The 13,086-nt window shown below is 63.4% G+C and carries 11 protein-coding genes; all 11 read left to right on the forward strand.

What is annotated here, in order from left to right:
* The first annotated feature begins 83 nt into the window (after nucleotides 1-83).
* The 11 genes from bamB (at nucleotide 84) to CJU94_RS12480 (ending at nucleotide 12,959) form a co-directional block, all read left to right on the forward strand.
* Entirely contained in the window at nucleotides 84-1,229 is a 1,146-nt protein-coding gene (gene bamB / locus CJU94_RS12430) for an outer membrane protein assembly factor BamB (RefSeq protein WP_095418940.1), read from the forward strand.
* Between the two features lie 447 nt (nucleotides 1,230-1,676).
* A complete protein-coding gene (gene der, locus CJU94_RS12435; RefSeq protein WP_095420322.1) occupies nucleotides 1,677-3,014 on the forward strand; it encodes a ribosome biogenesis GTPase Der in 1,338 nt (445 codons plus the stop codon).
* A 153-nt stretch (nucleotides 3,015-3,167) separates the two neighbouring features.
* Nucleotides 3,168-3,404 (forward strand): RNA chaperone Hfq, encoded by a 237-nt coding sequence (gene hfq / locus CJU94_RS12440; protein WP_006051315.1) that lies wholly within the window; start codon nucleotides 3,168-3,170, stop codon nucleotides 3,402-3,404.
* Nucleotides 3,405-3,434: 30 nt separating this feature from the next.
* Nucleotides 3,435-4,649: a GTPase HflX gene (gene hflX / locus CJU94_RS12445; protein WP_208645313.1), complete on the forward strand. Its 1,215-nt coding sequence runs from the start codon at nucleotides 3,435-3,437 to the stop codon at nucleotides 4,647-4,649.
* 49 nt (nucleotides 4,650-4,698) lie between these two features.
* On the forward strand, nucleotides 4,699-6,087 hold the full coding sequence (gene hflK / locus CJU94_RS12450; protein WP_095418941.1) for an FtsH protease activity modulator HflK: 1,389 nt from the start codon (nucleotides 4,699-4,701) through the stop codon (nucleotides 6,085-6,087).
* Nucleotides 6,088-6,099: 12 nt separating this feature from the next.
* Nucleotides 6,100-7,002, forward strand: coding sequence for a protease modulator HflC (hflC, locus tag CJU94_RS12455; protein ID WP_095418942.1), 903 nt, complete (start codon nucleotides 6,100-6,102; stop codon nucleotides 7,000-7,002).
* Between the two features lie 44 nt (nucleotides 7,003-7,046).
* Nucleotides 7,047-7,238, forward strand: coding sequence for a DUF2065 domain-containing protein (locus CJU94_RS12460; protein WP_007181354.1), 192 nt, complete (start codon nucleotides 7,047-7,049; stop codon nucleotides 7,236-7,238).
* Nucleotides 7,239-7,492: 254 nt separating this feature from the next.
* A complete protein-coding gene (locus tag CJU94_RS12465; RefSeq protein ID WP_095418943.1) occupies nucleotides 7,493-8,644 on the forward strand; it encodes an ATP phosphoribosyltransferase regulatory subunit in 1,152 nt (383 codons plus the stop codon).
* 204 nt (nucleotides 8,645-8,848) lie between these two features.
* Entirely contained in the window at nucleotides 8,849-10,195 is a 1,347-nt protein-coding gene (locus CJU94_RS12470) for an adenylosuccinate synthase (RefSeq protein WP_095418944.1), read from the forward strand.
* Between the two features lie 3 nt (nucleotides 10,196-10,198).
* Entirely contained in the window at nucleotides 10,199-10,789 is a 591-nt protein-coding gene (locus CJU94_RS12475; RefSeq protein ID WP_095418945.1) for a phosphoribosyltransferase, read from the forward strand.
* A 283-nt stretch (nucleotides 10,790-11,072) separates the two neighbouring features.
* Complete coding sequence (locus tag CJU94_RS12480) at nucleotides 11,073-12,959, forward strand: potassium transporter Kup (protein ID WP_095418946.1); 1,887 nt, start codon at nucleotides 11,073-11,075, stop codon at nucleotides 12,957-12,959.
* Nucleotides 12,960-13,086: the final 127 nt, after the last annotated feature.

The raw sequence follows: 13,086 nt of genomic DNA on the forward strand, positions 1-13,086 counted from the left end.
CCGCATCTGAGCGCCACAATCAGCGCCACATGCAACGACCAGTTGGTCTCCTTTAACTCATTTCCTGAATGCTTCGTCCACCGATGAATCTGCTGAAACGTTACGCTGTGCCCGTTGCCTGTGCGATGACCGTCCTCACCATGGCGGCTTGCTCATCCACGAAAGACGAGCGCCGCGTGCCGACGCCGCTCACCGAGTTCAAACCCGTGCTCGACGTGCAGCAGGCCTGGAAGGCGAGCGTCGGTAAGGCGGGCCGTTATCTGTTCTCGCCGGTGGCGGTCGGCAATGCCGTGTACGCGGCTGGCGCGAACGGTTCGGTTGCGAAGATCGACGCGCAAACCGGTCAGGACATCTGGCGGGTCAAGCTGCATGACGACCTGTCGGCCGGTGTCGGCAGTGACGGCACGCTCACGGCGGTCGGCGGCCTGAAGGGCGACGTGTATGTGCTCGGCGCGGACGGCAAGCAACTGTGGACCGCCAAGGCGCCGGGCGAGATCATCTCGCCGCCGCTCGTCGGCAACGGCCTCGTGGTGGTGCGTACGGTCGACGGTCAGATCGTCGCGTTCAATGCGCAAACCGGCGAGCAGAAGTGGAACTACCGCAATCGCGCGGTGCCGCTCAATCTGCGCGTGTCCTCGGGCATGACGTTCGCCGGCGACGCGGCCGTGCTGGCCGGTTTCCCGGGCGGCGCGTTCGCCGCGATCAACCTGCAGACGGGCGACAACTACTGGCAAACGCCGGTGTCCTATCCGAAGGGCGTGACGGAAGTGGAACGGATCAACGACGTGACCGGCCCGCCCACGCTGGTCGGTTCGGAAACCTGTGCCGTCACGTTCCAGGGCCAGATTGGCTGCTTCGACGCGAACTCCGGCCGCGCAGTGTGGGAAAAGGCGTTCTCGAGCACGAGCGGCCTCGCGCAGGATGACCGCGCCGTGGTCGCAGCGGACGACTGGTCGGTGGTGTCGGCGTTCGACGTGAGCAACGGCGCGCCGCTGTGGAAGAACGACAAGCTGAAGAACCGCGAGTTGAGCGTGCCGTTCATTCTGGGCCACGCCGCGGTGCTGGGCGACTACCAGGGTTACGTGCACTTCCTGTCCCGCGACGACGGTACGCTCGTCGCGCGCGTGAAGACCGACGGCAGCCCGATTACCGCTGCGCCGGTGCTGGCCGGCGAGACGCTGGTGGTGCTGACGCACGACGGCGACCTGTACGGCTACCGTCCGCGCTGATCGCGCGGGAGGCACTCGTTGTCGAGCGTGCAGGCCGGCTTTGCCGGCCGTACGCGTTTCAGAAGAGTAGGTTGCAGAGCAGAGTAAGTAGAAGAATGACGCCGGACTGGCTGGTCCGGCAAGTCGGATCAGACATGGCGCACGGGTCCGCGTGGCCATCGGTGGCTGCTTGCGGCGCCACCACCAGCGGCATCTTCGCAAATACCGCGTAGAGTCGTATTCGAACTGGCGTGCGAGCCGTCGAGCAGGTAGGGCTGAACCTGGCGGCCCGTTGGCGCTGCCCCATACAGCCAAACCCCCGTCCGCCCGGGTGCGCATATTGACAGCGCATCCGGGGCTGGCCGAATTCGTGATAATTTTCGTCAAACGCTGCCGTGTAGCGGCCGCATGGCGTCGCTACGCGGACGGTCGATTTCGATCCTCGCGTTTCACCGTGAACAACATCTGATGAAACCCGTTATTGCCCTTGTTGGGCGCCCCAATGTGGGGAAATCCACGCTGTTCAACCGGCTCACGCGTTCGCGTGACGCGCTGGTTGCCGACCTGCCCGGTCTCACCCGCGATCGCCATTACGGCGAAGGCCGCACCGGCGAACGGCCGTATCTGGTCGTCGACACCGGCGGTTTCGAGCCGGTCGCGAAAGACGGCATCCTCCACGAAATGGCGCGTCAAACGCGCCAGGCGGTGGAGGAGTCGGACATCGTCGTGTTCATCGTCGACGGGCGCAACGGCCTCGCGCCGCAAGACAAGTCGATCGCGGACTATCTGCGCAAGGTCGGCCGGCCGATCTTCCTCGTCGTCAACAAGGCGGAGGGCATGAAGTACACCACCGTCGCCGCCGACTTCTACGAACTCGGCCTCGGCGACCCGCGCGCGATTTCCGCGGCGCACGGCGACGGCGTGACGGAAATGATCAATGAGGCGCTCGAAGTCGCCTACGCCGGTCAGCCGGAAGAAAGCGACGAAGAGAAGCAGACGCGCGGCGTGAAGATCGCGATCGTCGGCCGTCCGAATGTCGGCAAGTCGACGTTGATCAACGCGCTGGTGGGCGAAGAGCGCGTGATCGCATTCGACATGCCGGGCACCACGCGCGATTCGATCTACGTCGATTTCGAGCGCGGCGGCAAGCCGTACACGTTGATCGATACCGCGGGCCTGCGTCGCCGCGGCAAAGTGTTCGAAGCGATCGAGAAATTCTCGGTGGTGAAAACGCTGCAGTCGATCTCCGACGCGAACGTCGTGATCCTGCTGCTCGACGCGCGCCAGGACATCTCGGAGCAGGACGCGCACATTGCCGGCTTCGTGGTGGAGCAGGGCCGCGCGCTGGTGGTGGGCGTGAACAAGTGGGACGGGCTCGATCCGCATGTGCGCGAGCGCACCAAGGCGGACCTCGAGCGCAAACTAAAATTTCTCGACTTCGCCAAATTCCATTTCATTTCCGCTGCGGAAAAAACCGGAATCGGCCCATTGATGCGCTCGGTGGACGACGCGTACGCAGCCGCCATGGCCAAGCTGCCGACGCCGAAGCTCACACGCGCGCTGATCGATGCCGTTGAATTCCAGCAGCCGCGCCGACGTGGTCCGGTGCGCCCGAAACTGCGTTACGCGCACCAGGGCGGACAGAATCCGCCCATCATCGTGATTCACGGCAACGCGCTCGACGCGATCACCGAAACGTACAAACGCTACCTTGAAAACCGCTTCCGGGAAACTTTCAAGCTGACTGGGACTCCATTGCGCATAGAGTTCAGATCGTCGACGAACCCTTACGCGGATAAAGGCTAAATCCAGGCTGAAACCCGCGTGTGTGCTGGCTTTGGCCGCCTGGCCAGGTCGCTCGCGCAAAAATGAAAATCGGCTATAGTGTAGCGGTTGACGGCGGATCTCTTTTTCTTCGTCGTCAATTAAGTCAACCTGCAAAAAAATACGGAGTTTGCTATGAGCAACAAAGGGCAATTGTTACAAGACCCGTTTTTGAACGCACTGCGTAAAGAGCATGTGCCGGTGTCGATCTACCTGGTCAACGGCATCAAGCTTCAAGGGAACATCGAATCGTTCGACCAGTACGTCGTGTTGCTCCGGAATACGGTCACCCAGATGGTCTACAAGCACGCAATCTCGACTGTCGTGCCAGCCCGCCCGGTGAATTTCCACCCGGATTCCGAACAGTCCTAACCCCCGTCGCGGCCGGCGTCACGTCGCCCGTTGGCGATTACTTCCGGCCGCCTCATTTTGATACCCTCCAATTTGATCAATGCAGCGCTTGTCGGCGTCGACTTCGGTAAGATCGATTTCGAAGCCAGCCTAGAAGAACTCAGCCTGCTCGCGCAAAGCGCGGGCGCGAATCCCTTAGTCACCCTCACCGGGCGCCGCTCCAGTCCCGACGCGAAGATGTTCGTCGGCAGCGGCAAGGCCGAAGAGCTGCGTCTTGCGTGTGAGGCGAACGACATCGAACTCGTCATTTTCAATCACGCTCTGGCGCCTGCGCAGCAGCGCAATCTGGAGCAAGCGCTTAATCGGCGCGTGATCGATCGCACCAGTCTGATCCTCGATATTTTTGCGCAACGCGCCCGCAGCCACGAAGGCAAGCTGCAGGTGGAACTCGCGCAACTGCAGTATCTGTCCACGCGGCTAATCCGCGCATGGACTCACCTGGAACGGCAAAAAGGCGGTATCGGTTTGCGCGGCCCGGGCGAAACGCAGCTCGAAACCGACCGCCGGCTGATCGGCGAGCGCATCAAGGCGCTCAAGACGCGGCTCGAAAAGCTGCGCCGTCAGCACGGCACGCAGCGCCGCGCGCGCAGCCGCAATCAGACCATGTCCGTGTCGCTCGTCGGTTATACGAACGCGGGCAAATCCACGCTCTTCAACGCGCTCACCAAGGCCCAGGCCTACGCGGCGGACCAGTTGTTCGCGACGCTCGATACCACCTCGCGGCGAGTCTATCTCGGCGACGAAGCGGGGCAGGTGGTGGTGTCCGACACGGTCGGCTTCATCCGTGAATTGCCTCACCAACTGGTGGCGGCGTTTCGCGCCACGCTCGAAGAAACGATTCACGCCGACTTGCTGCTGCACGTGGTCGATGCGTCGAGCGCGGTGCGGCTCGACCAGATCGATCAGGTGAACGAGGTGTTGCACGCAATCGGTGCGGACACCATCCGGCAGGTGCTGGTCTTCAACAAGATAGACGCGGTGCCCGAGTTGGCGGCCCGTGGGGATGCGGTTGAAAGGGACGAGTATGGTAATATTTCGCGCGTCTTTTTGAGCGCGCGCACGGGGCAAGGGCTGGACACACTGCGCGCTGCCATCGCTGAAATCGCTACTGCCGAACCTCTTCCCGAAACGCTGGTCGATCTATCGGAAGAAGACCGGTCGGCGGCACCACGCGACGACCGCAAGGTCCCAGAACTCGGGCACTGACCCGTTCCAATTGCACTGACCCGCTGTCTACTCTGGTGAACGAACACAGGTGAACGATTACAACGAGCGGAGTATCTGGCTGCGCATGCGCGCCATGCTTTCACTGAACGATCCGCGCTGGGGCCGGGGGGAAGGCAATGGCGACCGGCAACGTCCAAACGAACCCAAGCGTCCGCCGAACAAGGACGGTGAAGGCCCGCCCGATCTCGACGAGATGTGGCGCGATTTCAACCGCCGTTTGAGCCGCGTGTTCGGCCGCAAGGGCGGCGGCGCGGGCGGTGGCCGCCCGGACAACGGTCGTGGCGCGCGCATTGGCGTGGGCATCGTGATCGGCGTGCTGCTGGCCATTTATCTCGGCAGCGGGGTGTTCGTCGTGCAGGACGGCCAGGCCGGCGTCGTGCTGCAGTTCGGCAAGTATCGCTACACGGCGGGGCAGGGTGTGCACTGGCGTCTGCCGTATCCGTTCGAAGCGCATGAGCTCGTCAATATCGGCCAGGTCCGCCAGGTGGAGGTCGGCCGCAATAACGTGGTGCGTCTCGCGAATGTGAAAGACGCGTCGATGCTCACGCACGACGCGGATATCGTCGACGTGCGCTTCGCCGTGCAATACCAGGTAAAGAAGCCGACCGACTACCTGTTTCGCAGCGTCGATCCCGATCAGGGCGTGATGCAGGCCGCGCAGGCGGCGGTGCGCAGCATCGTCGGCGCGCGCAGCACCAACGACGTCCTCTATCAGGACCGCGAAACAATTCGCCAGCAACTGATAGCGGCGATCCAGCAATCCCTGGATGAATATCAGTCCGGACTCGCCGTGACCGGTGTGACGATCCAGGGTGTGCAGGCGCCCGACCAGGTGCAAGCCGCGTTCGACGACGCCGCGAAAGTCCGTCAGGAAAACGAGCGCGCGAAGCGCGATGCCGAGGCCTATGCCGCGGGCCTGTTGCCGCGCGCGCAAGCCGACGTGGCGCGCCAGATCGACGAAGCAAAAACGTACAGCGACAAGACGGTGGCTCAGGCGCAGGGCGACGCCGAGCGCTTCAAGCAGGTCTACGCGCAGTACTCGAAAGCGCCCGCGGTGATTCGCGAGCGCATGTATCTGGAAACCATGCAGCAGATCTATTCGAATACGACCAAGGTGTTTGTGGACAGCAAGAACGGCAACAACGTGCTGTATCTGCCACTCGACAAGCTGGTCGAGCAGACTCGCCAGCGGGTAGCCGAGGCGGCTGCCGCTTCGGGCGCCGCGGCCGTTGCCGCGCCGCAGGCGGCAAGCGCTGCCGCCTTGCCGTCGGCCGCGCCGGCCGCCGCCGCAACCGGCGCCGCAGCTTCCGCACCGGCGGCGGTTGCCACGCCCGCCAGCCAGGCGGCAGCCAGCAGCGACGCGCTGCGCTCACGCGACTCCTTCCGCAGCCGTATGCGTGAAGACGACGTTCAATAAGGAGCGCACCTCATGAACAAGATCATTGCGCTCGTCGTGGCTGTCGTTATCGTGCTGTTTGCCGCTTCGTCGATGGTGTTCGTCGTCGATCAACGTCATCTGGCCGTGCTGTCGTCGCATGGCGACAAGGCGCCGAGCCTGCTCGGCCCCGGCCTGCACGTCAAATTGCCGCCGCCGCTGCAAACGCTCACGCTGGTCGATAACCGCATCCAGTCGCTCGACGCACCGGACGAAGACCGCTACGTGACGTCCGATAAGACCGATCTGCTGGCCAACCCGGTCGTCAGATACCGCGTGACCGATCCGCTGAAGCTGCTCGCCGAAACCAGGGGCGACGCGCAGAGCCTGCCGGACCGGCTCACCTTGCTGTCGCGCAGCGCGCTCGGCGACGCGTTCGCGAAGGTCACGCTGTCCGACGCGCTGGCTCGCCAGCAGGCCGTCGCCGACGAGGCGCGTGCCGCGATGGACAAGGCCGCGGCATCGCTCGGCGTGTCGGTGATCGACGTGCAGTTGACGCGTGTCGACTTCCCCGCGTCGATGGCCGATTCCGTCTACAAGCGGATGATCGCCGCACGCCAGCAGGTCGCGGCCGACGAACGCGCGAAGGGCACGGCCGAGGCCGACAAGATCCGGCAGGACGCGCTCGGCCAGCAACAGGCGACGCTCGCGGACGGTTATCGTCAGGCGCAAACCATCAAGGGCGAGGGCGATGCAAAGGCAGCGGAAATCGCCGCCGAAGCGTATGGCACCGACCCGCAGTTCTACCAGTTCTATCAAAGCATGCAGGCGTACAAGAACACCTTCAAGCCGGGCGACGTGATCGTGGTCGACCCGAGCAACGAGTTCTTCCGCTTCATGCGTAGCCCGACCGGCGGCGCTGCCCCGGACGTTCCCGCGGTTGCGCGCAAACACTGATAACCGGAACGCCGCGGCATCCGCATCGCGGCGCCTTCATTCGCATGGATATAGCCGGCTCGTTACTGCTCGCGATCGCGTTGATGCTGATTATCGAAGGGATGTTTCCGTTCGTTTTTCCGAGCGCCTGGCGCGACACGTTTCGTAAAATAGCGGAACGGCCGCCGCACCAGATTCGTGTGGGCGGTCTGATCGTGATGGTGCTCGGGCTGATTCTGCTGTTCATCGTGACCTGAAGGGGCGTGCTTTTGCGGGCGGGCTGACAGGCTGCGCAAGCTGCCCGCGCTCGAGTGCATGTCCGCCGTTGCGCGCCAGTGCCCGAGGGTTCTGAACCCCGCGCAGTGCAGCGCCCCGCGGCCAAAAGCCGCAAGCGCTCGCCGCAGGTCATTGCAACGCCCGCGAGAGCCGCCAAAATCGAGCCGCCACCCGCCATTCACACTCACTTACCGGCGCACCCAGCCGCCGTGTTCAACGTCGTAGGACTGTATCGATGTCGACCTGGTTACTTCCCGAGAATATTGCCGACGTGCTGCCGTCGGAAGCCCGCAAGATCGAAGAGTTGCGGCGCCATTTGCTGGACCGTTTCCGTTCGTACGGCTACGAGATGGTCATGCCGCCGTTGCTCGAGTACCTCGAGTCGCTGCTCACCGGCGGCGGACACGATCTGAATCTGCGCACCTTCAAGCTCGTCGATCAGTTGTCCGGACGCACGCTCGGTCTGCGCGCGGACATCACGCCGCAGGTGGCGCGGATCGACGCACACCTGCTGAACCGCCAGGGCGTGACGCGTCTTTGCTACGCGGGCAACGTCGCGCATACGCGTCCGCGCGGCCTGCACGCGACGCGTGAGCAGATTCAGATCGGTGCGGAAATCTACGGTCACGCCGGCCTGGAAGCGGATCTGGAGATCCAGCAATTGATGCTCGACGCGCTGCGTCTGGCGGGCCTCGCGAAAGTGCGCCTCGACCTGTGCCACGCGGGCGTGCTCGCCGCGCTGATCGAAGCCGAGCCGGCCGCGGCCGAGCTCGGGCAGTCGCTCTACGACGCGCTGGCGGGCAAGGACGTGCCGCGCCTCGTCGAACTGACGGCCAGCTTGACGCCTGCGATTCGCGACGCGTTGCGCGCGCTGCCCACGTTGTACGGCGACGCGTCGGTACTCGACGAAGCCCGTGCACGTTTGCCGGCCATGCCGGCCATCGCCCGCGCGCTCGACGACCTCGCGTTCCTCGCGAGCCAGGTGGACGGCGCCGAAGTGATGATCGATCTCGCCGATCTGCGCGGCTATGCCTATCACAGCGGCGTGATGTTCTCCGCGTATGTGGACGGCGTGCCGAACGCGGTGGCGCGCGGCGGCCGTTATGACCACGTGGGCCAGGCGTATGGCCGCGCGCGGGCAGCCACCGGTTTCTCGCTCGATCTGCGCGAGGTGGCGCGGATCTCGCCGGTCGAAGCGCGCAGCAGCGCGATTCTTGCGCCGTGGCAGCACGGCGAGGCGTTGCGCGTGAGCGTCGCCGCGTTGCGCGATGCCGGCGAGGTGGTGATTCAGGCGCTGCCTGGCCACGAACACGATCTCGACGAATTCGCGTTCGACCGCGTGTTGGTCGAGCGCAACGGTAACTGGGTCGTCGAACCGCGCGCCTGAGCGCGTTGCAGCAGACCCGCCTGAGGGCGATCCTCATGGCATGTCGGACGGCGTCGACTATGTCGCCAAAGCAGGGCGCGGCCGGTGGCCGCGCTACTTTCGCTATACCCACCATAACGTGCATACCGTTGAGCGGAAACGGAAAAATTCGGAAGGTTCCGCGAACATAGGTAGAATACGTTTTTAACCAGCTTACGAAACAACATGTCTGCCAGCGCAGTGAATGTGAACCCCGGGCGTAACGTCGTCGTCGTGGGGACCCAGTGGGGTGATGAAGGCAAGGGCAAGATCGTCGACTGGCTGACGGACCACGCTCAAGGCGTCGTTCGCTTCCAGGGCGGTCACAATGCCGGTCACACGCTTATCATCGGCGGCAAGAAAACCATCTTGCGTCTGATTCCGTCGGGCATCATGCATCCCGGCGTAGCGTGCTACATCGGCAATGGCGTCGTGTTGTCGCCGGAAGCGCTGTTCAAGGAAATCGGCGAGCTCGAAGCCGCCGGGGTCGACGTTCAGAATCGCCTCTTCATTTCCGAAGCCACCACCCTGATCCTGCCGTATCACATCGCCATCGATCAAGGCCGCGAAGCGCGCCGTGGCGCGGGCAAGATCGGCACCACCGGCCGCGGCATCGGCCCGGCCTACGAAGACAAGGTGGCACGCCGCGGTCTGCGCGTGCAGGACCTGTTCGAGCCGGAGACCTTCGCCGAACGTCTGCGTGAAAATCTCGACTATCACAACTTCGTGTTGACTCAATACCTGGGCGTCGCCGCGGTCGACTTCCAGCAAACGCTCGACACGATGCTCGGCTATGCCGACCGTCTGAAGCCGATGGTGACCGACGTGTCGCGCCGCCTGTACGACGCGAACGCGGCCGGCAGCAACCTGCTGTTCGAAGGCGCGCAAGGCACGCTGCTCGACATCGACCACGGCACGTATCCGTTCGTCACGTCGAGCAACTGCGTGGCCGGTGCGGCCACGGCGGGCGCGGGCGTCGGTCCGCAAAAGCTGAACTACATTCTCGGCATCACCAAGGCGTATTGCACGCGCGTCGGTTCGGGCCCGTTCCCGAGCGAACTGTACGACGCGGACAACGCTGGCCGTCAGGAAGCGATCGGCCTCGAACTGGCGACCGTCGGCAAGGAATTCGGCTCGGTCACCGGCCGTCCGCGCCGCACCGGCTGGCTCGACGCCGCCGCGCTGCGCCGCTCGATCCAGATCAACGGCGTGTCGGGTCTGTGCATGACCAAGCTCGACGTGCTCGACGGTCTGGACGAAGTGAAGTTGTGCGTCGGCTACACGGTCGACGGCCAGAATGTCGACCTGCTGCCGCGTGGGGCTTCGGAAGTCGCGCGCTGCGTGCCGGTGTACGAAACCTTCGCGGGCTGGAAGGAAAGCACCGTCGGCATCAAGGAATGGGACAAGCTGCCGGCGAATGCGCGTGCGTATCTGTCGCGTGTGCAGGAAGTCGCGGGCATTCCGATCGACATGGTGTCGACCGGTCCGGATCGCGACGAAACCATTCTGCTTCGTCATCCGTTCAAGGTTTAAGCCATGGTGCAAGGTGTACCCATGATTGCGATGAAAGATCCGCGCAACGACGACAAGAATCTATGGGTCGGCTGGGACGAGTATCACCGGCTGATCGAACTGCTGGCGTTGCAGGTGCACGAGTCGGGCTGGAAATTCGACAAGATCCTGTGCCTCGCGCGCGGCGGTCTGCGTGTAGGCGATCAGCTCTCGCGCATTTACGATCTGCCGCTGGCGATCCTCGCCACGAGTTCGTATCGCGAAGCGGCCGGCACGGAGCAGGGCGAGCTCGACATCGCGCAATACATCACCATGACGCGCGGCGAACTGCACGGCAACGTGCTGCTCGTCGACGACCTGGTCGATTCGGGCGTGACGCTCGCGCGTGTCCAGCAGCATCTGAAAGAGCGCTATCCGGCGATCACCGCGGTGCGTTCGGCGGTGCTCTGGTACAAGGGCTGCTCGAAGGTGAAGCCCGACTACCATGTGCAGTATTTGCCCACCAATCCGTGGATCCATCAACCGTTCGAGGAATGGGACACGGTTCGTCCGCATAACCTCGGCGCATGGATCAAGCGCGGCACGGCGCAGGCGCAGGAGTCGTCGGAACAGTGATGCGCACATCGGCGCCGAATTTGTTGCGTCGTATCCCGCGTCGTCTCGCAAAACGGAGCTCATCGAGCTCCGTTTTTTTTGTAGGCGCGCCATGCAGGCGTACTTCGCAAACCGCGCTCCGGCGACGCCCGCAATACGGCCCGCGCAGCAGACGCGCCGATATCGCAGTGCTACACTGCGCGGACCATCACGTGGTGTATCCACAACAGGCCGGGCGGCGCCAGACGGGCAGTTTAGAATAGCGGTCGTTTTTTCCGCCCAGCGAACGGATTTCCTCGCGTCTATGACAGATAACAATCACGAGCACAAACAGCCTCTGCCTTCCCTCGCCATTGCCGCGATCGGAGTGGTATTCGGCGATATCGGCACAAGCCCGTTGTACTCGCTGAAAGAGGCCTTCAGCCCATCTCATGGCATTCCGCTGACGGAGCAATCCATTCTCGGTGTGATCTCGCTGCTGTTCTGGGCGATCGTGATCGTGGTCGGCATCAAGTACGTGTTGTTCGTGATGCGCGCGGACAATAACGGCGAGGGCGGTGTGCTCGCGCTGATGGCGCTGGCGCTGCGCTCGCTCGACGAGAAGTCGAAAATGGCCGGCTTGCTGATGATGCTCGGCATCTTCGGCGCCTGCATGTTCTATGGCGACGCGGTGATCACGCCGGCCATCTCGGTGATCTCGGCGGTCGAAGGTCTGGAGATTGCCGCGCCACATCTGTCGCATCTGGTGCTGCCGCTGACGATCGTCATCCTCATCCTGCTGTTCTGGATCCAGCGGCACGGCACGGCCATGGTCGGCCGCCTGTTCGGTCCGATCATGGTGCTGTGGTTCGTGGTGCTCGCGGCGCTCGGCCTGTGGCACATCCTGCAGTCGCCGAACGTGATCCGCGCGCTGAACCCGTACTACGCCTATACCTTCATGGCCGCGCACGTGCTGCAGGCTTACGTGGTGCTCGGCTCGGTGGTGCTGGTGCTGACCGGCGCCGAAGCGCTGTACGCCGACATGGGGCACTTCGGCGCGAAGCCGATCCGCATGGCGTGGTACGTGCTGGTGATGCCGTCGCTGGTGCTGAACTACTTCGGCCAGGGCGCGCTGCTGATGCACGATCCGAAGGCGATCGAAAACCCGTTCTTCCTGCTCGCGCCGGATTGGGCGTTGCTGCCGCTCGTCGTGCTCTCCACCGTCGCAACGGTGATCGCCTCGCAGGCGGTGATTTCCGGCGCCTATTCGCTGACGAGCCAGGCGATCCAGCTCGGCTACGTGCCGCGTATGAAGATTCTGCACACGTCGGAACTGGCGATCGGGCAGATCTATGTGCCGGTGGTGAACTGGATGCTGCTGTTCATCATTCTGTGCATCGTGATTGCCTTCAAGAGTTCGGACAATCTGGCGGCCGCATACGGTATCGCGGTGACGGCCACCATGGTGATCACCACGATTCTCGCCTGCGTGGTGATGGTGAAAGTGTGGAACTGGAACAAGCTGCTGGTGGCGCTGATCATTGGCGTATTCATGACGGTCGATCTAGGCTTTTTCGGCGCCAATCTGCTGAAGGTCGAAGAAGGCGGCTGGCTGCCGCTCGGCATCGGCGCGTTGCTGTTCTTCCTGCTGATGACCTGGTACAAGGGGCGCATGATCGTCAAGGAACGCACGGCCGCCGACGGTATTCCGCTCATGCCTTTCCTGCAGGGGCTGCTCGCGCATCCGCCGCATCGCGTGTCGGGCACGGCGATCTATCTGACCGGCAGCGATTCGCTCGTGCCGGTGAGTCTGCTGCACAATCTGAAGCACAACAAGGTGTTGCATGAGCGGACCATCTTCCTGACCTTCGTGACGCGCGATATCCCGTACGTCAACGATGCGGAGCGCGTAACGGTGAAGGATATCGAGGGCGGACTGTATCTCGTCAAGGCCGCCTATGGTTTCAACGAAACGCCGGACGTGAAGGCGGTGCTGCTCGAAGTGGGCCGCACGCATGACATGACCTTCGAGTTGATGGACACGTCGTTCTTCCTCGCGCGCGAAACGGTGGTGCCGACGCAGTTGCCGGGCATGTCGGTGTGGCGCGAGCGCGTGTTCGCGTGGATGCACCAGAACGCCGCGAAGCCGACGGACTTCTTCAGTATTCCGGCCAACCGGGTGGTGGAGTTAGGGACGAAGATCGAGATTTGACGGTCGCCGCGGATTCGCGGATGTCCCTGGAAGCAGGGGCGAAAAAAAACCCACGCGAATGCGTGGGTTTTTTATATGCCGCGTGTTCGGCAGAGCAATGAGCACGGCAAGTGAGCATGCAAAGCGC

It is taken from the genome of Paraburkholderia aromaticivorans (assembly GCF_002278075.1).
Lineage (GTDB): Bacteria > Pseudomonadota > Gammaproteobacteria > Burkholderiales > Burkholderiaceae > Paraburkholderia > Paraburkholderia aromaticivorans.